Origin of the sequence: Paraburkholderia sp. BCC1884 (assembly GCF_900996225.1) — a bacterium.
Classification (GTDB): domain Bacteria; phylum Pseudomonadota; class Gammaproteobacteria; order Burkholderiales; family Burkholderiaceae; genus Paraburkholderia.
The window spans coordinates 59,299-81,761 of sequence record NZ_CAAJGL010000123.1 but is presented as its reverse complement, the minus strand read 5'-3'; the positions used below and the strand labels follow the sequence as shown (position 1 = coordinate 81,761).

The window sequence follows — 22,463 nt, the reverse complement described above, 5'->3', positions numbered from 1 at the left end:
GTATTAGGATCAATGTTCCATGCGTGTCACTCGAACCTTTCTCGCAGTCCCGGCAAATCACCGCCGTATGGTCGAATCGGCGGCCCGTAGTACCGCCGATGCAGTCTTTCTTGATCTGGAGGATGCCGTTCCGCAAGGTCAAAAGGAGGCTGCACTGCTCGGCGCCATCGAAGCGATCAACGAGCTCGATTGGGGGCAAAAATCGGTAAGTGTGCGTATCAACGAACCGGGTAGCGGGAGCATTGAAACAGAGGTTGCACGCCTGTTGAAGTCCGCGCCCCGCCTCGATACGCTTCTCATCCCGAAGGTTGAGCAGACCGGACACGTCGATAGCCTCGTCAGCATGATCGACAGACACGGTCAGCATAGGACAACGCCAATAAGGCTTGAAATAATGATTGAGACGGCTCTCGGACTTGCAAACTGTGAACAGATTGCCGGACATTCCGAATTGATCGAGTCACTTCATTTTGGCGTGGGCGACTTTTCAGCATCGATTGGGGCGAAAGGCGTTGATATCGGGCTTTCGCATCCCGCGTACCAACTGACCTCGCGCTCCCCGCAAGGGGACTGTTCAAGCACAGCACTTGATATGTGGGCTTATCCGATGATGCGCATTCTGGTCGCGGCCCGCGCTCACCGCCTGAGAGCGATTGATGGACCCTGCGGGGCATTCCGTGACGCGGATCTGACGCGGGCACTGGCGATTAAGGCTGCGAGTATGGGGTTTGACGGAAAGCAGGTTATTCATCCTTGCCAGATCGATGCGACGCGCAGCGCATTTGTGCCAGGCGACGACGAAATTCGTGATGCCCGACGCGTTATCGCCGCACTGGTCGAAGCGGAGAAGGAAGGACGGGGTGCAGTACAGGTTGACGGCAAGCTGGTCGATTACGCGAACATTCGAATGGCGCAACGCGTGATTGCGATGTCCGGCCGTTGACTTCTAGCAGTCCAATTTGGGAGGTATTGGATGCCTTCCCCGGGACTCACTGCGATGTTGACAATGCCCTCAACTGGCTGACGAACGTCAGCTATGGGTGAAACCGCAGGTTCGCTCAGAGTCGTGAGGCGCTGTCGCATAGATTTCCGTCTCCCAGGCACGGGCTCTCGGCTCATCAGACACAGGTCGGTTTAGGAACCTCCTCTTGGGGGTCGCCTGTGAGAGCTTGCTCGGGGGCGTTCAAGTATGCCGTGGTCCATATTCGCAGCCTACTGAGCGTCACCAGATGTTTTGACAGCGTGCCTCGTCGACCTTGTCCTTATCGCGGGCACCGCGCTTGCTAGCGCCTGTGCCATCCGTTCGCATTTATCCGGCATCGGACGGCTAAAAGGGAGATCGAGCATGTCCGAACCGCAAGCAGGCGCTGATTCGCCGCACCTCAATGACGATCAGCGCGAGCAAGCCGCCGATCATTCGACTCCGCATCCGCTGGTCGTCCACGAGATTGTACGAGAGGAGGGCGAGACCGCGATGGAGCGCACTTTCTCGGCACTCATGTGGTCCGCGCTCGCAGCGGGAATGTCGATGGGGTTCTCGTTTCTCCTGCAGGCAGTCGTCGAAAGCGCATTGCCGGCGACGAGCTGGCGCCACCTGCTGTCGAGCCTCGGGTACACCATCGGCTTCGTCTTCGTGATACTTGGACGCCAGCAGCTCTTTACTGAGAGCACGCTGACCGCGGTGCTACCTGTGCTGATGCATCGCGACCGCAAGACCTTGGGCAAGACGCTGCGCCTCTGGACAATCGTTCTGTTCTTCAATCTCGTCGGCACGGCAATTTTCGCGGGCATGCTGCAGTTTAAGGGCGTGTTTTCTCCGGAAATCACTGACTCTCTCGCGCAGGTCGCGCATGCGCCGTTCTCCGCTGGCTTCGCGGTGACGCTTGTGCGCGGCGTCTTCGCCGGCTGGCTGATCGCATTGATGGTATGGCTTCTGCCGAGTGCGCGCTCGGCACGTCTGCTCACCATCCTTCTGGTCACTTATACGGTCGGCGTAAGCAGGCTCGCGCACGTTATCGCGGGTTCTGCAGAGGCGGCGTACGGGGTAATGACCGGCGCGGCCAACCTTTCCGACTACTTCACCGTCTTTCTACTACCAACACTATGCGGTAATGTGATTGGTGGCATCTCGATGGTGGCGATCATTAACCACGCTGCGATAGCGCCGGAGATCGCAGCCATGCAGCGTCGTGACTGAATGCTCACGCGCGGCAGGAAATTATGCACGCGGCACAGGGCTAGCTGAGGTCAGCAAGATCCAGCCCCCGGAAGTCGACTCTGTGCGTGCCGGCCTACCCGCACAGATGTCTGCGCTTAAGGCAAGACGGGCGCTGCCTGGGCCGCTGCAATTGCCGCATCGGCATCGGCCTGCAGCATGAAGCGGCGAGCGACCAGATCGTTAGCAGCGGCCTGCAGTTTTGTCATGTACCCGGCCTCGTCGCTATAGCGTGCCGTGATGGACAGCCGTGGATCTCCTGACGCGACGCGGTCTGCCTCGGTTTTGGCAAACGGGAACATCGAACCCGACAGACCCGCCTGGTCGATTCTTCCCGGAACGACCGTCGTGTTCCAGCCTGTATTCGTAGCCACCGGCACGGCGACATCGAGACTGCGAATACCAGCGAGATCGTTGCCGTCGGCATCGACCTGCGGTACTAGCGTCGCGTAGTCGCGTCCGAGGTAGCTTGGCGGCAGTTGCGTCGCAATACCGGTTTCGTCCTGCGGCGTGAACTGCGGACCCCAGGCGAGCAGCGGGAAGGTGTTCACCAGGCCTGTATATTTCATTCCGGGAATAGCGGGAAAGTTGACCCGATTCGACCATACCAGGGTGCCGTTGTCGATCCGGGGCACTTGACTGTCAGGCGGTTGCGTTCCATTGACTACCCACTGCTCCATGTCCTGATACAGCGCCCTGACGACGAGCGTAACCGAGGTGTTGCCGTTCGTCTGGTAGAGACCATCCCACAACGGGCCGAGAAGCGCGCCGAGCTGCGCACCCGTCATGGAGGGCAAACCGAGCAGGTGATGCGAGCTCGCAAGGAAGTAGATGCGCGCGCTTTCCGGCTGTTGCAGGTCACGCGTGCCCCAGGCGTCGGTCAGCAACGGCGAAACCGTCGCGCTCCAGAATTCATTGGCCGACAAGGTGATGAAGAATTTGGGGCAAGTATTGCTCGCTGTGCATCGTGAGAGGATGCCGCCGGTTCGCTGTGCCACGTCGTCGACATAGTCTGGAGCCAACGCACGCGTGCCTGATATGCCGAATGACGTGTGGTCGGAGCGCAGGCCGGCGGCGCCGCCCGGTACTGCGAAGCGCATATTGATGTTGGTCTGACGCGCGCCTACCAGGTCGAACACGCCATCGAACACCTTTGCGCCTGCGAGGTTTTTGTTAAAACCCAGGTGCACGAAGGTCTTCAGGAAAGCGCCACTTTGCGAGACGCCCGATGCAATGGTGTATTGAATAGAACCGGCCACCGGGTTGGCCACGCCTTGCGAATCCGCTGCGCTGCCGCGAAAGAAGGTGATCATGTCGCGAAGTGCAGCAAGCCCGACACCCATCACCTTCGGATCCTTTGCAACATAGACAAGCTCGTACATATACGCAGGGTCCCAGCCACCGTTCACACAGATGTTGCCGCCGTCCGGCGTACCGGGAAAGGGTTGGCCGGCACTGCACTTCGCGAACCGCCAGTCGCTGGCAGGAACGAGTTGGCGCGGGTCAGCCTCGTTGACCCGGCGCGTCAGGACGTAACCGGGTTGGGTATTGTCGAGACTGGCTGGCGCGTAAGGCTGCATCGCGTAGTTGAACGCGCCACCGGGCAGCGGCAACGAATCAGTCGTGGCGACGTTCGGCAGGAGTTCGGAACGGTAGGGACCGGTAATGCTGCTGCCGTCAGGGTTTTTGGCTACTGGCACCTGAAGAGTGACGCTTCCGGTGGCGGCGGGCACATCCCCCTGCCATGCGGCGCTTAGGAAAACGTAGCCTCGGGAAGCGAAGTACGGATCGATGCCGACGGGAGTTCCGCGATTAGGGGCGTCATAGCGCAAGACACCATCCGCCTTGCTCATGTCCTTGGGTTTGATGAGGATGAAGTCGGAGCGGTATTCCACCTTGCCGTTGGCGTTGCGCGGCGCAAGGGAAAGGTCCTGAATGTTGCTGTTGGCGGCATCGCTGGGGTCGACTTCGCCGGTGAACGTCCCTGTGATCTTTTCGTAGGCGCCTACGCTGCCGAAGGTGCCCGGTACGTCCGCCGTGCTGGTGATCGCAATCTTGAACTGCGGTGCAGTGCTTGCGGCGGCGACTGGGGACGCATTGAGTCCGGATCCGCCATGGCCGCCACATGCGCTGAGCAGGGAGATGACCGTTGCGGTTGCGACAGTTCGAAAGCTCTTCTGAATCATTGTTCTTCCTCCTGGTTGTTATGAATTGCCGCTGGGTGTTCTGGCGAATTCCCCACATGGCGCGCAACACCAGTTCGTCGTCGTGTGAATAGGGCAGGTAATGTCAAGCACTGGACGAGGCATACATACCTGCTTCAACCGCCCGGACACCCCGCACATGCCGGCAGCGGGCGCAGTCGCCCAGGGAGCCCGGGCAGACCCGGGCTCCTCTGGAAACCTTGAGTAATCTGAAACGACGGTTCAGGCTGTTGCGGCGATCCGGCTGCGCAAAGGCTGCGTTTTACTGATTGCCAGCAAGGTGGCAAGACTGATTACGGCGGTGAACATGAGATAGAAGCTGGGCGCACTCCTGCTGCCCGTCACGCTTAACAACCAGATGATGATGGCGGGGGTAAATCCACCGAATACCGTTACGCCAACGTTGTATCCGATCGACATGCCAGTTGCTCGTGTGGATACCGGAAAGATCTCCGACATCAACGCGGGTAGCGCGCCGAAGTAGACCGCTTTCAGCAGAGCGAGCCACCCGACCAGGATGAACAGCGCCGTTACCGAAACGTGGGCCACGACGTACGAGAAGGCAGGGTATCCTGTTACGAGAAACAGTGCCGCCGTTGCCGACATCTGTTTCAGGCGTCCGATGCGATCGGACAGATAGCCTGCGAACGGAGTGACCACAGTGAGAATTACGCCAGCAACAATGCTGGCTGCGAAGCCAGTCGATGCGTCCAGATGAAGCTCGCGGATGGCATAGGTAGGAACGTACTGGAGCAGATAATTGACGGCTGTCGAAACTGTGAGCGCGCCGATGGAAATAAGCAGCAGGACTTTCTGCTTGCTGAGCACGTCGCGAATCGGCGTCGGTGTATGCTTTGCGTCGGTGAAGTCGGAAGCATCTTCCAGATATCGACGCAGATACAGGCCCACCGGTCCGATCAACAAGCCGAAGAAGAACGGCACTCGCCAGCCCCAGGCCGCAAGCTCCGCTGCCGGCATCAATTTCGCCAGCGCGAAACCGAAGATCGATGCCATCAACGTTGCCAGGCCCTGGGTCGCAAACTGCCAGCTCGCCAGCAATCCGCGTCGATGCGGCGCGTGTTCGATGAGCATGGCCGTAGAGGCGCCAAACTCGCCACCTGCGGAGAAACCTTGTATCAGACGGGCGACGAACACGCCGATGGGCGCGACCAGTCCGATTTTCGCGTAAGTCGGAATCAAGGCGATGATCGCGGTACCCACCATCATCATGCCAACAGTCAATAGCAGGGCCGACTTCCGTCCACGCTTGTCGGCGTAGGCTCCAAGCACCATCCCTCCGAGCGGTCGGACCAGGTAGGATGCCCCAAACGAGCCGAACGTGAGCAGCATCGAAGCCGTCTCGTTGACGGCCGGGAAGAAGTTCTTCGCGATGTAGACCGCGAAGAACGCATAGATCGCGATATCAAACCATTCCAGAGCGTTGCCAACTGACGTCGCTACAACTATCTGCATCAGACTAAGAGGCTTTTTTTGCACGATTTCGCCCATGAGAAGAAAGGGTCTGGCTGGGGGTTAGCGACCGTCTGAATGGGTCGCCGCGAGCGAGCTTGCGCTCTCGCCGAGGTCCCACCAGATTCCGGCCATGACTGCGAGCGCTTCACGCGCAACGGAACCCAGGAGATGCTCGTTCGGCGCGTGCTGATTGCAGGCGGGGTAGGAGTGCGGTATCCAAAGCGTTGGCAAGCCGAGCGTTCCGGCGAACACGTCGTTCGGGACCGTACCACCCAGATTCGGCAGCAAGGCCGGCTTTTTGCCGGTGGTTTCGCGCATTGAACCGAGCGCCCAAATGACCCACGGATTGTCGAGCTCGAGTCGGGTGGCTGGTGTTCCGGGCGAGACCTTTACTTGAACCTCGTTGAACCCCAACCCGGCAAAATGCGTTTCGAGATGCTCGCGTAGATGTTCCCAGTCGGTGCCGACGACAAACCTCAATTGGCAGACCGCTTTCGCGACCGGTGGAATTGCGTTCACGGGGGCATCGGCGTTGCCGGATTTGAAGGCGAGAACCTCGAGCGCATTCCATCCAATGACCCGCTCGGTCGGCGTCAGTCCTGGTTCGCCCCAGGTGGGGTCGATTTCAGGAGAACTGTCATCTCGTCCAAGTTCGATATCGGCGAGCGCTTCGCGTACCGCATCCGTGATTGCGGGCGGGCGCAACCCGTCGACCATGATGCGGCCGTTGCGGTCGACCAGACTCGCGATTGCATGCGACAGAACGACCGCGGGATTGCGCAGGACGCCACCCCAGTTCCCCGAATGATGCGCGCCTTCGCGCAAGTCGACGACGAGGTCGAACGGCACCCCGCCCCGTGATCCTAGAAACAGGGTGGGCCGCTCCGCTGACACTCGTGGCCCGTCGGACGCGAGAAATACATCTGACGCAAGAGCATCGCTTTCGGCTGCGCAAACTTCGTTGAGCCCCGGCGAGCTGATTTCTTCGCCCGTTTCGAAGATGACCTTGATGTTGTAGCCGAGTTTTCCATTACGCGCGTCGAGCACGGCGGCAAGGGCGGCGAAATTGACTGAATGCTGACCTTTGTTGTCAGCAGTCCCTCGTCCATACCATCGGTCACCATCGACGACAATCTCCCAAGGTTTCAATCCGCTACGCCATTGTTCGTCGTAACCGCGCACCACGTCGCCATGTCCATAGGTCAACACCGTCGGCAGTTCAGCCCCCTCGATACGCTCGGCAATGAGAAACGGCGCGGTTTTGCAGACAGCATTCGGGACAACACGACTGGCGAAACCCATCGTTGCCAGGAGTGGAGCAATTTCATCAGTCAGATACGCATGCAGAGTTTGGGACTGGGCCGGATTCTGGCTTTCGGTGCGAAATGCGACCCTTCTTTGAAGGTCGGCGAGGAAGGCGCCAGAATCCAGTGTTCGGACAGCCTGCAAAATTGCATCGGCACGGGTGTTTGTAGCTTCCTTCACAACGTCTCCTGTCTGGCGGGTGTTAGCAGACTTTAGAAACACCAAAAATTCGCCACAATTTCAAAATTTGCGGATAGCATTGCCAAAACGGCAATGCTCAGAGAGGCGAACGTGCTACACGGTATTGGCTTGAGATACTTCGTCGAAGTCGCGCGTACCGGTTCGCTTGCGGCAGCGTCCGAAAATCTGCATGTTGCGATCTCCGCAATCAGTCGGCAGATTGCCAAACTCGAACAGGAAGTCGGCACGGCCCTGTTCGAGCGAATGGCGCGTGGCATGGTACTGACCGAGTCAGGCGAACTCCTGGCTCAGCATGCGCGGCGCGCTCTCATGGACGGTGAGGCGGTGATAAACGAAATATCGGAAGCACATGCTCTCGGGAAGGGCATCGTACGCGTGGGTTGCACCGAGGGATTCACACGCTACTTTCTCCCAAGCGTGTTGGCTGCTTACTATGCCGAGCATCCTCGAACGCGGTTTATTCTGAGGTCTGGCACGCCCGCGCAGGTCGAGAACTGGGTCACGATAGGCGAAGTCGATCTGGGTGTGGCTTTCTCTACTTCTACATCGACGGCCTTAAACGTCGAATACAGTGCAAACGCGCCGGTGTGCGCGCTGCTGCGCTCGACGCATCCCTTGGCACAGAAGGAGGTCCTCTCGCTCGATGATCTGCTTGCTTATCCCGTCGCGATACTTGAGCGCGGCACAACCGTGCGGCAGCTGATAGATTGGTGCTGTTCGGTTCGGGAGAAACACCTTGAACCATTACTCACGAGCAACAGCTCCAGCGCGATGCATCACTTTGCTGCGCTGACAGACACCATTACGCTGGGCAGCGCGGTCTCTCTTCGAGGCATGCAGGACGATTGCACGTGGCTCGCAAAGCGCATCGACGAGCCTTTATTGAATGAGCGGCTTGTTCAGATCACCGCCATGAAGGAGCGTCGTTTGCCAACGTCGGTGCAGCATTTTCTGCTGGCGTTGAAGGAAGCCTTTTCTGAGGGATTGCCTGACGAGTCCGCTAATGGAGTCCAGATCAAGACACGCCATGCTGGAGTTCGAGTTCACAATTGAAACCATTTTTTAACGAAGCGGATTTGACGTGTGGATGCAACGCGCCGGAGGCCGCGCAATCGGCTGTCATGTCGCTTCAGCAGTCTTTGTGCGATGACGGCTGGTCAATCCCTGTTGTGGATTCGCCATTGATCCGCCCGCCAGGCCGCCTATTACCATCAGAGCGCCACATAGCGCGAACCCGGCCTCGTATCCGGCTGCATTGGTCAGATCGTGAATGAAGAGTGCGGACAACAGCGGTGCGATGATGCCCGCGATTGAAGCGATCGAATTGTCGATCGACAAAATGCTGCCTCTTTGCAGACTCGGTGTGACCTCGGCAAGCATCGCTGGTCCGAGCGAGTAGATGACCGGTGACGTTGCCAGCGCTGCGCCCAGTACGGCTACCCGGCACAATGGCGGCAGTTCGAACAGCCAGATTGCGAGAAGTGCCAAACCCGACACCACGAGTACGGCGCCCGATAGCAGGCCGCGCGCAATTCGGGACGACACCCCTCGCTGCATCATCCGCTGCGAAGCATAAGAAATGCCGATCATGATGGGGATGGACAACACGATCATTGCTGAATAGAAACGACCCGCCTCTATGCCAGAGTAGCCGAGACCCTTTTGCAAATAGGCGGGCAGCCAGGTCAAAGTCAGAGCCAGGCTCCAGTAGGCGACGAAATGCAGAATCATGCAGCCGATTACGGTCGGGTTTTTAAATAACGTCGGGTAGGGGACTTTGGCCACGTCGCTTGCGCTCGAACTTTGTGTCGTGCCGATGTTGCCTTCGCGGCCGAACATCAGCCAGAACGCCGTCCATATGATTCCTGCGATCGATAGCACGTAGAAGTTCGCATGCCAGCCCCAGCGCGCGGAAATCAACGGAATGGTCAGACCGGAAATTAACAGTCCTGTCATACCTCCTTGTGCAATGAAGGCTACGGGCAGGTTGCGTTTCTTGTCCGGAAACCATTTATAGCAAGCATGTACCGCGACAGGAAAAGCGGGGCCCTCCGCAATACCGAGAAGGACGCGCGAAACGACCAACACTCCCACGCCTGATGCCAACGCCATTGGTATCTGGCAAAGCGACCACGCCAACGCCATCACCAGCAGCATGATCGTCGTGGAAACGCGGTTCGAAATAAAGCCGCCTAGTATTCCTGATATCGAAAATAGCCAGAAAAAGCTGCTTGCGACAAGACCGAATTGCCCGGCCTTCAGATGAAGTTCTTCCATCAGAGGAACAGCCAACATTCCGATCACAATCTTGTCGATGAAGTTCAGCGCCATGAAGGCGAACAACAGGAAAGCAATCCACCATGCCTTCCCAGATTCGAAATTCTGGTTGTCCACATCGTCTCCTCTGTGCTTGTCGCCTGGATTGCTTTGACCGCGCTGTCGGTAAACCTAGTTTCCAGCAGCCTGCAGAATCATGTCGGCCGCTTTTTCCCCGATCATGATGGAGGCGGAATTGGTATTCGACGATGGCATGGTGGGCATGATCGATGAATCCACTACCCTCAATCCCTCAAGCCCATAAACGCGCAGACTCGGGTCGACTACGGCCATATCGTCCACGCCCATCTTGCAGGTGCCGACCGGGTGCCACGAAGTTTCGCCTGAGTCTCGCACGTATTGCAGCAGTTCCTCGTCCGAAACAATGGCGGCGCCCGGACGTGTCTCCCGCTCGATAAAGGACATCATGGCCGATTGCTGTGAAACTTTACGCGCGAGGCGGATTGCTTCAACCATAATCTCGCGATCGCAATCCTTGTCCAGATATCGAGGGTCGATCACCGGCGCTTCCGCAGGATCCGTAGATCGACAATGCAAGTGCCCACGCGATTCCGGACGCAACTGAAAGAACCCAATGGAAAAGCCGGGAAAGTCGTCCAGCCCGTAGCCTTTTTTAGCGCTGGTATAACGGCCAAGACCGCTCAGATGGTGCAGTTGAATTTTGACGCTGGGACGCCGTTCGCGCTCGCATGTCCGGGCCAAAGCGTGGACCGAGGCAGACGACGCTGACATGGGCCCGCGCCGCGTCAGCAAGTACTGGGCTCCCATTGCGGCCTGGCGGACGCGGCTAGTCAGTATGTCGTTCAATGTAATGCCCTTGGTGCAGGCAAAGGTCATACGTGATTGCAGATGGTCGATCAGATTTTCGCCAACACCGGGTAAGTGATGAATAACCGGCACGCCGAGATTTTGCAGATGTTGAGCATTCCCGACGCCAGAAAGCTCAAGGATCTGCGGGGTTTTGATGGGTCCCGCGGCGAGTATGACTTCGTTTCTTGCGGAAACGCGGTAGATTTCGCCGCCCCGCATGTACTCCACCGCGATCGCGCGTTTGCCTTTAAAAATCACGCGATGCACGACAGCTTCTGTTTGTAGACAAAGATTGGGAGGTCTGTTCTTAAGGTAGCCGACCGCGGTGCTGCAACGTTGGCCGCGACGGGTCGATAGCTGCAGGTAGCCGACTCCTTCATATTGACGCCCGTTATAGTCCGGCGTAGCGGGAATTCCCGCCTGCTGGCATGCTTCGATAAAGGCTTCAGACAGGTCGTTGGGCGTCTGGGCCAGCGCGGTTATGTGAATCGGTCCATTCCGTCCACGATATTCGTCCTCGCCCATTACCGTGGACTCCATTTTTCTGAAGTAAGGTAGCAAGTCACCATAGCCCCATCCCACGTTGCCATGATCCCGCCACAGATCGTATTCGGCGGGTTCACCTCGCGCATAAATCATCCCGTTCACTGAGCTCGAACCGCCAGGCAACAAGCCACGCGGCCAGTAAATCTGTCGACCGCCTAGCGAGGCCTGAGCTTCCGTCTTGAACTGCCAGACATAACGCGGGTTGTTGAGAATTTTCGCGATGCCGATTGGCACTTTTACCCAAAAGTCGTCCTGACGGGGCGCACCTGCTTCAAGAAGTAAAACGCTGCCGCTGATACGTTCACTCAAGCGCGTTGCAACCGTCGCGCCGGACGATCCTGCTCCCACCACAATGAAATCGAAGGTGTGGTTCGTCATTGGTGTTCCTTCAACCAGTTCTTCAGGGCCCTCGATTCCTCGCCCATCCGACGAAACTGCAAATCGGGCATTTCCCGTTGTGGGGCATCAAACGAGTACGTTGAATCTTCCGCTTCTACTCGCAGTTCGACGAAGGTCGGTCCGCAGCTGCTCAGGATGTCGGCGATGTTGCTAGCGAGTGTCTCCTCGTCGCTAAATGTTTCGGCGCGCACATACCCGGCGCAACGGGCCATGCCGACAAAATCGACCACCGATTCTCCGGGCGTTTTCAGATTTGCTCCACCCGTGAATTGTGTTCCGTTGTGGACCACAAAATGGACGAGGTTAGCGGGACGTCGTTCTGACACGGTAACCAGCCCACCCAACTGCATCAGCAGGCTCGCGTCGCCGTCGACCACAATGACCCGATGCCGTGGCTGGGACAGCGCGAGACCCAACCCAAGGCTGGCGGCGGCGCCCATCAAAGGAACCGAGCTGACGCGCGGTTGTTGAACCTGAAGTTGATCGAAGATGCGCATCGAGCGCATTGTCGCGACGAGGATCGCGTTTCCGCGCTGGCGCGCGATCAATTCACATGCGTAAAGGGCATTCATCGAGTTGGCCACCTTGTTAATTCCAGCCGATCGGCGCGCCAATGATCAGGGCGACCGGACAGTTTGTTTCCTTTGCGACGCTAAACGCTTCGTCGAAGTTATCCAGATCGGCTTCAGTTTCGATGCGCCAGAAGCGAACTCCGAGCGTGGAGAGAAGAGGTTCGAGAAGTTTGACCATATTGCGGGTGGACTTGGCCGGATCGGCGCCGAGCAGGGAGAATTCTTTCCCGAATTGGCCAATCTGGAAAACGATAGGAAGGCGGGCATCGAGGCCGATTGCACGGATCGTGTTGACGCATGCGTAGAAGCCCTGGTTCTGGATGATGACGATGGGATTCTTGCCGCCAATATGCAATCCAGCAGACACTGCGCATGCCTGGTCTTCGTTGCAGCACGGCACCACGTCTATTCCGCCGACACCTGCTTCGAGCCTTGCATGAAGCGCGAGTTGAATCCAGTCCGGGACGGTCACGACATAGTCGACCTGGTTGCGATGCAGTGCCTCGATATAGCGTGACGCTGGGACATTGACTTTTTGCATTCCTGCTGACGCCTCCTCAATACGGTGCTTTGCCATACCGGACAATGGCCGTAGGCGCGGCCTTTCTGTGCGGCATGGGCGGGATGTTCGTTTGCGAGTTCCTGTGCGTCGCTCGTTGTTCGAAAAATTAACATGATTGATCTATGCTCAATAGTGAATAATCTTGGGTAAGTCTTCACCAAATGGAATAGATACATGGACGGAAAGTCACGCTATGTGCAGACGGTCAGGCGGTTGCGACTGCGTCACATCGAACTTCTGCGGGTGCTGGGCGAGCAATGCACGCTCAGTGCAGCTGCCACGGAACTGAGCCTGTCACAGTCGGCGGTAAGCAAAATGCTTGGCGAGATCGAGCGTGAGTTGGGTGCGACGCTGTTCCACCGAAGCAAGCGTGGCGTCATTCTGTCTGCTGAGGGAGAAGTAGCAGTACGTGGCGCGAGGGTGCTGCTCAATGATCTGGCTGCGTTAAGCGAGAAAGTCGAGATGGTGCATAGCGGCGCGAGCGATTTATTGCGCATCGGCACTTTTTCCACGGTGGCGCTGTTGCCATTCGGCTTGGCCGCGTTGCACCGGCAGTTTCCGAATTTGAAGAGCCGGCTTGTCGAAGGTATTGCTGGTGACTTGATCAAGCGGCTTCTGGCTGGCGAAATAGATTGCGTGGTCGGATCGTTACCACCGGACGCGCTCTCGCAGGCCGAAATCGGAGAACTGGAGTTCGATGTAATCGCTGAGGACCGCTTGTGCGTGATGGCCGCGCCCAGTCATCGGTTGCGGGGTAGCCGTCGCTTGACATTGCATCAGTTGAGCGAGGAACGGTGGGTCCTTCCGCTGGAGGGAACCCTGCTGCGGTCGACCTTCATCGCCAGTTTCCTCCGAGAAAATTTGCGGCCACCGAGTGCCGATATTGAATCGACATCGCCAGTAACCATGCGTTGGCTGGTGCGAGCCGATTCTGAACGACTCGGCGTGATGCGTTGGCAGCAGGCCCGTGAAGAGATCGCCGATGGGTATCTGTGTATGTTGGCCCTGACGTCGAGTCCTCAGCTCTCGCCGGTTGCTCTGATTTACCGAAAAAACGTCATGGGCTACGGCCAGATCCTTGAAGATTTCAAGCGGGTATTGATTCAGGAGGTACGCTCGCTCGATGCATCCGCGAAGCGGCGACATGTGCGGAAGGCGGGTTAAGCGAGGGAGCTATAGGAAAGTGAACGGACGAGAATACGCGCGATAAGCTCAGTGAGATCGATCGTCCATGCGCTACTCAAAGCGAGCTTGCGATCGACTCCAATATCGTGGGATCTCGAATCACGTAATGCGAATAGGTCATCGTGATCGCGCCGTCCTGCTCGAGTTGCTTCAGTTCGCGATTGATCATTGCGCGCGAGCAACCGACCATGTCGGCAAGTTCTTCCTGGGAGAGCTTTAGAGAAATCGTCACGCCTTCCTTGTTCGTCCGGCCGTATGGCTCGACCAGGTGCAGCAGGGTGCGAGCACAACGTTGTCGAAGAGTGAGAAAAGAAATGTCTTCGACGTCGTTGTAAAGCATCCGCGAACGAAGACACAGCAGGCGTAACAGGCGATGCACGAGTTCGGGTTCCGCATGGGTGATCTGCGAGAAAAGCGTTCGCCCCATCAGGAGTAGCACAAGATCCGTATGCGCGGCGGCATCATGAATTGCACCTTGCTCGTCGATGAACGGAATGAAGTTCATGATCTGGCCAGGTTCCAGATAGCGCAAAACACGCCGCTTGCCTGATGGTGCGGTTGAGCTGACTTCGAGCACACCGTCAACCAGGAGCGCGAGTTCACTAACCGGTTCCCCACGGCGCGATAAAAACGAGCCGCGCTCGAGCGTGCGCAACGTACCGCCAGAGAGGATCAGTTGCAATGAATCTGGCTTGCAGTCGCCGAACCAGGTGCTGCTCTTCAGAACCTTCGCGGCAAGAACGGATTGTGATGAGCGATTGGCTTCTTTCATATCAATCAGGATTTGGCAGGAGAGCTTCTCTGGACTCTTCAGAAAGACTCTCGCAAAAGGAATGAACCCGTATCGACGGAATAGGGCACTGTCGGCCCCGCGTGGAGTCCGGGTGAATGCGGTCATTCTGAAACAGCACCTGATTTCGCGCAACCCGAGTCATCCTGACCCGGCGCCGGCATGCCCGAACCACGGTAAACAAAGCGTGCTGGCCAGTGAGCGGGGCTACACCCGTTTGGGGGTTCAGAGCCCTCGCCATGGCTGAATCTGCCTGGCTTGATGTTTCCTGTCTGACCGCCAGATGCGTTTTGTGTCACGCACCTGACAGATTTATCCGCGTCGTGCTTTTAGACTCAGCCGCAAATCACCAAAAACCCAGGAGACGCGATGCCCGACGATTTCACTATCGGCGCTTCTGCTTACGTTCAGGCGCTACGCCACGCGGGCGTGACGCACTTTGTCACCGTGCCAGATTTCGTGCAGCTCGCGCTGCATCAGTCCATTGAAAGGGGCGAAGGTGACATGCGCCTCGTTCGGACCTGTAACGAAGACCAGGCCATCTGTACGGCGGCTGGTTTGACGATCGCCGGAAAGCGGCCACTCGTCGTCATCCAAAACCAGGGCCTCTACGCCTGTGTCAATACGATCCGCGCCGTCGCTCTCGATGCGCAGATCCCGACCGTCCTGATGATCGGTCAGTTCGGCCGCGAGACCTCGAATTTCGAATCTCCCAGCACGGCGTCGCGCCGGCGTGTGGTCAACCTGCTCGAACCGCTTTTGACGACGCTGGGCGTGCCGTTCTGGTGCGTCGAGACGGAGAGTGATCTGTCGGCGGTACAAGCGGCTTTTGATGCCGCAACAGGCTGCCGCGGCGCAGCCGCGGTAATCGTTGGACGTCCCATTGGCTGGCATTGAGGAGAGAGAACCCATGCGAATCGGAGAAGCTTGTCATCAGATCGCGCAGGCACGGGGCGACCGGGTCATTGTGGCAACGATGGGCGCGATGTTCGCGTTCGATGCGCTGAATGTATCTGGACAGCGGCTGAGCTCCGTGCCGCTGATGGGTGGCGCACCGAGCCTGGCATTGGGACTTGCGCTGGCTCGTCCAGACGTGGGCGTGATTGTCGTGGATGGCGACGCAAGCCTGCTGATGCAACTCGGCGGTCTTGTGACTGTGGCGGAAGCGCGTGCAGCGAACGTAATCCACTTCGTCATTCAAAACAGCACGCAGTTTGCGGGCGTCTCAAACCTCGCCGTGCCGGGCGGTCAGAGCGTCGATTTTTGTGCGATGGCCCTTGCAGCAGGTTACCGAAGCGCGCACACGTTCGACGACGCCGCCGCATTGGGCGTAGCGTTGCCCGAGTTGCTCGCCGCACCGGGACCCTTGTTCGTTGCGCTGAAGGTCGAACCTGCCCCGTCACGCCTTGGCGCCGAAACCGGCACGCCAGAAATTCCAGACCAGCAGTTCCAGCGCATGCGCCTGGAAGCCGAGCAGCTTGGCGTCTGGTACGCCACACATGGAGGAGTGGTAGCGTGACTGTGCAACGGGCAGAAGAGTTTGATTTCATCGTCGTCGGTGCCGGCTCGTCAGGAGCCACGCTGGCAACCCGACTAGCGGAGCGCGGTGCCGGCAAGGTGCTACTGCTTGAGGCCGGTGCGCCGCGCGACAAGGACTTTTGGGTGAAGGTCCCGCTCGGCGTGGCGAAGCTCCTGCTTAATCCCGATTACGTGTGGCCCTTCAACACAGAGCCGCAACCACAACTCGCAGGGCAGAAAATCTATTGGCCGCGCGGGCGCATGCCGGGTGGATCGAGTTCCGTCAACGGTATGATTTACGTCCGCGGCGAACCTGCGGAGTTCGACCACTGGGCTGAGCTGGGGAATCGCGGGTGGGACTACGCGTCGTTGTTGCCGCACTTCAAGCGCCTCGAAAACGTAGCGTTCGGCGATGATGCGGCGCGCGGCCGAAGTGGTCCGATTTCCGTGTCGTCGGTGGCGAATGTCCACCCTAACGTGCTCAGCGATGCCTTCATTCAGGCCTGCCAGCAGGCCGGTATTCCGAAGGCTGCCGACTACAACGGCGGCACCTACGAGGGCGTCAGCTACCTGCAACTTTCCACGGACGATGGACGTCGTTGCAGCACGGCCGCAGGCTATCTGCACGGCCGCCCGCAGCACAACCTGACGCTCAAAACGGAAGCCCTCGCGACGCGCGTGTTGTTCAACGGCAAACGCGCGGTGGGTGTCGAGTACGTGCAAGGCGGCATTACGCGCAAGGCGCACGCTCGCAACGAAGTGATTCTCAGCGCCGGGCCAATCAAGTCGCCTCAGCTGCTGGAGCTTTCGGGTATTGGTGGCGCCGACCGGTTGCAGAGACTTGGCATCGATGTGATTCAGCACTCACCGGGCGTGGGCGAAAACCTGATCGACCATCTGCAGGCGCGCATCACGTTCGAATGCACCCAACCGATCACGCTCAATGAAATCGTCAAGAGTCCGGTCAGGCAAGGGCTGATGGGGTTGCGCTATCTAATGACGCGACGCGGCATCATGGCGACTCCGTCGGCTACAGCGCATGCGCTGGCCAAGACCTTGAGCGGCGCTGGACGTCCCGCGGTCAAGATCCAGTTGCACCATCTGACTGGCGCCGATCGTTATGCGGGCAAGGGCTTCGGCCTCGATCCATTCCCCGGGTTCGCGATCGGATTCTTCCAGTTGCGGCCGAACTCTCGCGGGCATCTGCATATTCGCAGCACTGACCCTCGCGAAGCACCCGTCATCGATCCGCGCTATCTGACAGATGAAGACGACGCGCAGGCGATGCTCGAAGCGTTGCGCCTTTCGCGCGCGGTCTCGCGGCAAGCTGGGCTGTCGCCGTACGTTGCGCGCGAAACGAGACCGGGCGTCGATGTGGCCGACGATGCGGGCCTACTCGACTACATCAAGGCTTCGGGCCAGACGTCGTGGCACCCCGTTGGAACGTGCAAGATGGGCAACGATCCGATGGCCGTCGTCGACGACAATCTGCGCGTGCACGGGGTCGACAAGCTGCGGGTGATCGACTCGTCGATCATGCCCACGATGTGTTCATCCAACACCAACGCAGCGTCGATCATGATCGGCGAGAAGGCCGCCGACATGATCATGCAGGCGGCGCAACGATGATCGTCTGACTTACCGATCGAGCTGACGCAGGGAGAACGCCCGACAGAGGCTTCCCCTGTGCGCTAAGGCCGCGCCTAGAGGGCCACGCGTCTCGACATATTCCGGAGACAACATGAACACAAAGTACCAACCCGCCAAGGCGTGGCGTATCGCGCTATTGCTGTTTATGTTCATGTCGGTGAACTTTATCGACAAGATCGCCGTGGGGCTGCTAGCAGTGCCCATGATGGACGAACTGAAGCTGACGCCCACCCAGTTCGGCATGGTGGCGAGCAGCTTCTTCTGGCTGTTTGCGATTGCTGGGGTAGCCGGAGGCTTTCTTGCCAATCGCGTGGCGACCACGGGCTTGCTGTTGGGCGTCGCCCTTATATGGTCGCTGTGTCAGATCCCTATGGCGGTGTCGTCGAGCCTTGTCGTACTCGTGGTCGCTCGCGTCTTGCTCGGCATAGCGGAAGGGCCTTCGTTCCCGCTTGCAGTGCATGCCTGCTACAAGTGGTTCCCCGATAACAGGCGGGCCGTGCCGGTGGCGTTCTTCACACAGGGTGGCTCGATCGGGCTGCTTCTCGCCGGCGTCACCATTCCGCTGATCACGGCGCGTTGGGGCTGGCGCGCCAACTTTTATGCGCTGGCAGGGGTGGGCGTCGCGTGGGTGCTGCTATGGAAGCTGATCGGCAAGGAAGGCAGCATCGACGCCGAAACAACCAGCCTCTCTCCTTCGCGGCGTGCCGAAAAGATTCCGTATCGGAAGCTGTTTTGCGACTCGACCGTTCTCACCTGCTTCATGCTGCATTTCATTGGATACTGGGCCCTCGCGCTCGCGTTGACCTGGCTGCCGGCCTACCTTCAGCGCGGGCTCGGCTTCGGCGCGGTTCAGTCTGGCCGTCTCTTTGCCGTGACCGTCTTGCTTAGCATGCCGCTGTCGTTGCTGACGGCATGGCTGGCGCAGCGAATGCTTGCTCGCGGCGTGTCATCGCGCAATGCACGCGGGCGGGTTTCGGCCGCAACGCTTGTGATCGCAGGTGCCGCATTCCTGTCGATCTGGCTGTTCGACTTGCCGCCGCTTGCACACGTAGCCGTCATCAGTCTGGCAATCGGTCTCTCGCCCACGATCTATTCGCTCGGGCCAGCAATTCTCGCGCAGATCACGCCACCCGCGCAACGCGGCGCAATTCTGGCGCTCGATAACTCCATCGCTTCGATCGCCGGCATCCTTGCGCCGCTCGTGTCCGCGCATTTCATCCAGACCGTCGGCGGCGCGGCAGGATATCAGGCGGGTTTCGCGTTCTGCGGTGTGTTGATGGTGATGGGTGGCTTGCTAGGTGCATTCACGATCAACCCCGACAAAGCTGCTCGGTCACTTAAGACCGCACAAATCCAGATTCGAAACTGACCCGATGAAAAGCGAAGCGTCTTCCTGCACGGGGTAGCCCGTGTGATCGGCGAAAGCAACCCGGATAGAGGCTGTACAAACAGACACGCTTCTATTAAGCACCATCGTTCGCACCCAAAGCACGCAGTAACCCAATATTAAAAGAGACTAAAAGAGGAGACACCATGAAGTTGAGGTCGGAGTTAATTCTTCCTGCGGTACTTTGCGCATTTTCTGGCGCTGCGTGCGCGCAGTCTTCGGTGACACTGTATGGGACTGTCGATGGCAGCCTCATGTGGCAAACGTCGTCCGCCGCGTCGTACAGCACCGCCGCAAAGAACAACGGTGGCCTGGTTCGCTACAAGGACGGCGGCACTTATGCAAGTTTCTGGGGTATGCGCGGCGTCGAGGATCTGGGCGGTGGTTACCATGCGATTTTCCAGTTGCAGGGCACCTTCGACAGCGGAACCGGCAAGCTCGGCATTGGGGATTCGAGCGCGCCGACCACATCGATCTTCAGCCAGGTGGCGACAGTGGGAGTAGGGGGCGGATTCGGCGAGATCAAGATAGGGCGCCAATACGCACCCATGATGCTCGCATTGACCGACACGGACGTCCGCCGCGCAGGCTATTTCGGCAGCATTCTGACCGGCCTCGTCGGACTGAATTCGGCCGCCGGGTGGGTGGGAGCCAGTACGAACGGCGCCATCGGTGGTGTGTACGACAGTAACGCCTTCGTCTATGTATCGCCGTCGTTCGGCGGCCTGAAAGCATCGCTGGAATATGCACCCGGTGGTGTCGCCGGCAGTATTCAAGGCAACACGCGCGAGTCTGCGGTGCTTCAGTACAACAACTACGGGTTCAACCTTGCCGCGATCTACTACAACGGCCACGACACGAATCCTGGCGCGACGACCGTGCCCACCGGGCTTAACAATAACCGGTTCCTCTCTGTGAGCGGGTTGTATTCACGGTCTGGATTTTCAGTTGCCGGATCGTTTTCCAACGGACGCAATCCATCGAACTCGAATCAGACCGATCTCGACATGATTTCGGGCGGACTCGCCTATCAGTTCACGCCGGCATTTTTCGTGTCGTCGGCGCTGTACTACCTGAAGGACAAGAATCACACGGCGAATCAGTCCACGTCGTTTGTACTCGGCGCGAGCTACAGCCTTTCCAAAGCCACGTCCGTGTATGCGAACGTGGGTTACGTCAACAATCGCGGCAAGATGAATCAAAGCCTCGTATATGGCCAGCCAGTAGCGCCGGGTGTGGGCACGACTGCGGCCATGATCGGCTTGCGTGAGCGTTTCTGATATCGCTAGGGCATATCAGAGCGCAAGTATCAGGAGACAAGGGATGCAGGGAATGATGATGGACCGTCCGTTGCTGATTTCGGACATTTTGAAGCACGCTGCACGAACGTATGGCGACGTCGAAGTCGTTTCGCGCGACACTGACGGATCGTTATTTCGCTATACGTTTGGCGAACTGGCACGCCGTGCGCGCCGACTGGCCAACGCGCTGCATAACGAGGGTGTCGTGCACGGCATGCGGGTCGCGACGCTGGCGTGGAACGATCACCGGCATCTCGAGGCGTACTACGCGGTGCCGGGCATGGGTGCTGTGCTGCATACCTGCAACCCACGTCTCCATCCTTCCCAACTGGCGTGGATGTTGAATCATGCCGAAGATACGGTGCTGCTTTTCGACCCGGCGTTCCTGCCGCTGGTCGAAGTGATTGCATCGCAGTGTCCGCGTGTGCGCAAATATGTCGCGCTTGGCGCTTCGGCTCCCACTAGCACGAAGCTCACGAACCTTGTTGGCTATGAAGAATGGCTTGCGGCAAGCAGCGACGTCTTCGAATGGCCGGAATTCGACGAACGTACAGCGAGCGGGCTGTGCTACACGTCAGGCACCACCGGCAACCCGAAGGGTGTGCTGTATTCACATCGTTCGGCGGTGCTGCATTCGCTGGTTCTGGGTAACGCGCAGGCGCTTGGCTTGACGCGTGACGACACCGTGCTTCCCGTTGTGCCGATGTTCCATGTCAACGCGTGGGGTTTGCCTTATGCCGCGCCGCTGAACGGTTGCCGGCTCGTGTTGCCCGGTGGGCGTCTCGATGGCGCCAGTCTGTACGAGCTGATCGAAGGCGAGCGTGTCACGTTCTCGGCGGGCGTGCCAACGGTATGGCTCTCCCTCGCGCAGCACATGCAAACGAAGGGCGTGAGGCCCTCGACGATGCGGCGTTCGGTGATTGGTGGATCGGCACTACCTGAGACGATGGTGCGTCTCTTTGCGGAGTCGTTCGACGTTGAAGTGCGTCAAGGCTGGGGGATGACCGAAACGAGTCCGCTCGGTACGATGTCCGCTGCCGCGCAGGATGACGAGAAGGTGTCCGCGGCGGAGCGATACCGGCGTGCCACTTTGCAAGGCTACCCTGTATTTGGAATCGAGCTCGCCCTGGCTGGTCCTGACGGAGCCCACCTGCCGCATGACGGCGTGGCACAGGGCGAGTTGTTGATACGAGGGCCGTGGATTGCCTCAGGCTATTTTAATCACGACGCTATGCCGCTAGTTGGCGGCTGGTTTGCCACGGGCGATATCGCGGCGATCGATGCTGGTGGCTGCATGCGCATCACCGATCGCGTGAAGGATGTGATCAAGTCGGGGGGCGAATGGATCAGCTCGATCGATCTCGAAAACGCTGCGATGGCACATCCTGAGGTGGTCATGGCAGCGGCGATCGGCGTGCCGCACCCGAAGTGGGCGGAGCGCCCTTATCTGTATGTCGTTCTCCGGCAAGGCGCGGCTCTCGATACCGCTGAGTTACGCACGTTTTTGGAGCAGCGGGTCGCCAGGTGGTGGGTGCCGGACGATATCGAGTTTGTCGACGACATGCCAATCGGCGCGACGGGAAAAGTGCAAAAACAGATTTTGCGCAAGCGCTATGTCGAACAGGCCGCGTGCTGATATGAGGACAGCGCTGCTTGTCACGGCGAAAGGTTTATGTCGGGCGAACTGAAAGGCGCTTCAATTGCAGCCCGCTCAAGAGGGCTGAGCGCGCGGGCTGCCACCTGCATTCACCGGCTAAGTCCACCGGGCAATTGCGGACATTGAAGTCTGGTTGTCCGAGCGTTGATGCTCACCACATTTCACCGAAAGATCGCAATGGAAGCGGCGTTACTCATAGGAATTGCGAAGATCAAATATGCCAAACGCTTAGGCGTCGCGTTCAGATCAGGTGCAGCTTTACTCACTTGCCCTACGGGGCAAGCGCATTGCCCCAACTACCTATGGATTCATTGCAGCGACTGTGCGAAAAAGTCAGTCGAACGCGGACGA

At 58.7% G+C, this 22,463-nt stretch carries 18 protein-coding genes; 10 read left to right on the top strand and 8 right to left on the bottom strand.

All coding sequences use genetic code 11. The features are described 5' to 3' along the window. Positions 1–19 precede the first annotated feature (19 nt). Both FQ705_RS27965 and FQ705_RS27960 read left to right on the top strand, forming a co-directional pair. Positions 20–943 carry an HpcH/HpaI aldolase/citrate lyase family protein gene (locus FQ705_RS27965; RefSeq protein WP_144146876.1) on the top strand — a complete coding sequence of 308 codons (924 nt, stop codon included), beginning with the start codon at positions 20–22 and terminating at the stop codon, positions 941–943. A 402-nt stretch (positions 944–1,345) separates the two neighbouring features. Continuing rightward, on the top strand, positions 1,346–2,197 hold the full coding sequence (locus FQ705_RS27960) for a formate/nitrite transporter family protein (RefSeq protein ID WP_144146873.1): 852 nt from the start codon (positions 1,346–1,348) through the stop codon (positions 2,195–2,197). Between the two features lie 116 nt (positions 2,198–2,313). Here FQ705_RS27960 and FQ705_RS27955 read toward each other — a convergent pair whose 3' ends face one another. The 3 genes from FQ705_RS27955 to FQ705_RS27945 all read right to left on the bottom strand — a co-directional run bounded on the left by FQ705_RS27955 (position 2,314) and on the right by FQ705_RS27945 (position 7,377). Further along, positions 2,314–4,401: an alpha/beta hydrolase domain-containing protein gene (locus FQ705_RS27955; protein ID WP_144146870.1), complete on the bottom strand. Its 2,088-nt coding sequence runs from the start codon at positions 4,399–4,401 to the stop codon at positions 2,314–2,316. A gap of 240 nt (positions 4,402–4,641) precedes the next feature. Continuing rightward, positions 4,642–5,919 (bottom strand): MFS transporter, encoded by a 1,278-nt coding sequence (locus tag FQ705_RS27950; protein ID WP_144147570.1) that lies wholly within the window; start codon positions 5,917–5,919, stop codon positions 4,642–4,644. A gap of 33 nt (positions 5,920–5,952) precedes the next feature. Further along, the gene (locus FQ705_RS27945) at positions 5,953–7,377 is read right to left on the bottom strand and encodes a M20 family metallopeptidase (RefSeq protein WP_144146867.1); all 1,425 of its coding nucleotides are present in this window, start codon (positions 7,375–7,377) and stop codon (positions 5,953–5,955) included. A 93-nt stretch (positions 7,378–7,470) separates the two neighbouring features. Here FQ705_RS27945 and FQ705_RS27940 point away from each other — a divergent pair, with 93 nt between their 5' ends. Then, positions 7,471–8,451: a LysR family transcriptional regulator gene (locus FQ705_RS27940; protein WP_144146864.1), complete on the top strand. Its 981-nt coding sequence runs from the start codon at positions 7,471–7,473 to the stop codon at positions 8,449–8,451. 66 nt (positions 8,452–8,517) lie between these two features. On the opposite strand, the gene FQ705_RS27935 is transcribed toward FQ705_RS27940, so the two are convergent. The 4 genes from FQ705_RS27935 to FQ705_RS27920 are packed head-to-tail and all read right to left on the bottom strand — an operon-like array spanning position 8,518 to position 12,603. Then, complete coding sequence (locus tag FQ705_RS27935; RefSeq protein WP_260854635.1) at positions 8,518–9,792, bottom strand: MFS transporter; 1,275 nt, start codon at positions 9,790–9,792, stop codon at positions 8,518–8,520. Between the two features lie 54 nt (positions 9,793–9,846). Further along, positions 9,847–11,469: a GMC family oxidoreductase gene (locus tag FQ705_RS27930; protein ID WP_144146861.1), complete on the bottom strand. Its 1,623-nt coding sequence runs from the start codon at positions 11,467–11,469 to the stop codon at positions 9,847–9,849. Next, on the bottom strand, positions 11,466–12,062 hold the full coding sequence (locus tag FQ705_RS27925; protein ID WP_144146858.1) for a thiamine pyrophosphate-dependent enzyme: 597 nt from the start codon (positions 12,060–12,062) through the stop codon (positions 11,466–11,468). Before FQ705_RS27925 ends, FQ705_RS27930 begins: the two co-directional genes overlap by 4 nt. Positions 12,063–12,078: 16 nt before the next feature. Further along, positions 12,079–12,603 (bottom strand): thiamine pyrophosphate-binding protein, encoded by a 525-nt coding sequence (locus tag FQ705_RS27920; RefSeq protein ID WP_144146855.1) that lies wholly within the window; start codon positions 12,601–12,603, stop codon positions 12,079–12,081. A 195-nt stretch (positions 12,604–12,798) separates the two neighbouring features. Between FQ705_RS27920 and FQ705_RS27915 the strand changes: the two genes are divergently transcribed. Continuing rightward, positions 12,799–13,788, top strand: a complete 990-nt coding sequence (locus tag FQ705_RS27915) for a LysR family transcriptional regulator (protein ID WP_144146852.1) — start codon at positions 12,799–12,801, stop codon at positions 13,786–13,788. A gap of 76 nt (positions 13,789–13,864) precedes the next feature. Here the strand turns inward: FQ705_RS27915 and FQ705_RS27910 are convergent, their stop codons facing one another. Beyond that, positions 13,865–14,707, bottom strand: a complete 843-nt coding sequence (locus FQ705_RS27910) for a Crp/Fnr family transcriptional regulator (RefSeq protein ID WP_144146849.1) — start codon at positions 14,705–14,707, stop codon at positions 13,865–13,867. A gap of 261 nt (positions 14,708–14,968) precedes the next feature. Here FQ705_RS27910 and FQ705_RS27905 point away from each other — a divergent pair, with 261 nt between their 5' ends. The 6 genes from FQ705_RS27905 to FQ705_RS27880 all read left to right on the top strand — a co-directional run bounded on the left by FQ705_RS27905 (position 14,969) and on the right by FQ705_RS27880 (position 22,091). Continuing rightward, the gene (locus FQ705_RS27905) at positions 14,969–15,496 is read left to right on the top strand and encodes a thiamine pyrophosphate-binding protein (protein ID WP_144146846.1); all 528 of its coding nucleotides are present in this window, start codon (positions 14,969–14,971) and stop codon (positions 15,494–15,496) included. 79 nt (positions 15,497–15,575) lie between these two features. Further along, positions 15,576–16,118 (top strand): thiamine pyrophosphate-dependent enzyme, encoded by a 543-nt coding sequence (locus FQ705_RS27900; RefSeq protein ID WP_260854634.1) that lies wholly within the window; start codon positions 15,576–15,578, stop codon positions 16,116–16,118. Then, on the top strand, positions 16,115–17,746 hold the full coding sequence (locus FQ705_RS27895; RefSeq protein WP_260854633.1) for a GMC family oxidoreductase: 1,632 nt from the start codon (positions 16,115–16,117) through the stop codon (positions 17,744–17,746). Before FQ705_RS27900 ends, FQ705_RS27895 begins: the two co-directional genes overlap by 4 nt. A 112-nt stretch (positions 17,747–17,858) precedes the next feature. Continuing rightward, positions 17,859–19,136, top strand: a complete 1,278-nt coding sequence (locus FQ705_RS27890; RefSeq protein ID WP_144146844.1) for an MFS transporter — start codon at positions 17,859–17,861, stop codon at positions 19,134–19,136. Positions 19,137–19,306: 170 nt separating this feature from the next. Further along, positions 19,307–20,434 (top strand): porin, encoded by a 1,128-nt coding sequence (locus tag FQ705_RS27885; protein ID WP_409934745.1) that lies wholly within the window; start codon positions 19,307–19,309, stop codon positions 20,432–20,434. A 43-nt stretch (positions 20,435–20,477) separates the two neighbouring features. Further along, entirely contained in the window at positions 20,478–22,091 is a 1,614-nt protein-coding gene (locus tag FQ705_RS27880) for a long-chain-fatty-acid--CoA ligase (RefSeq protein WP_144146838.1), read from the top strand. The last annotated feature ends 372 nt before the right edge of the window (positions 22,092–22,463 follow it).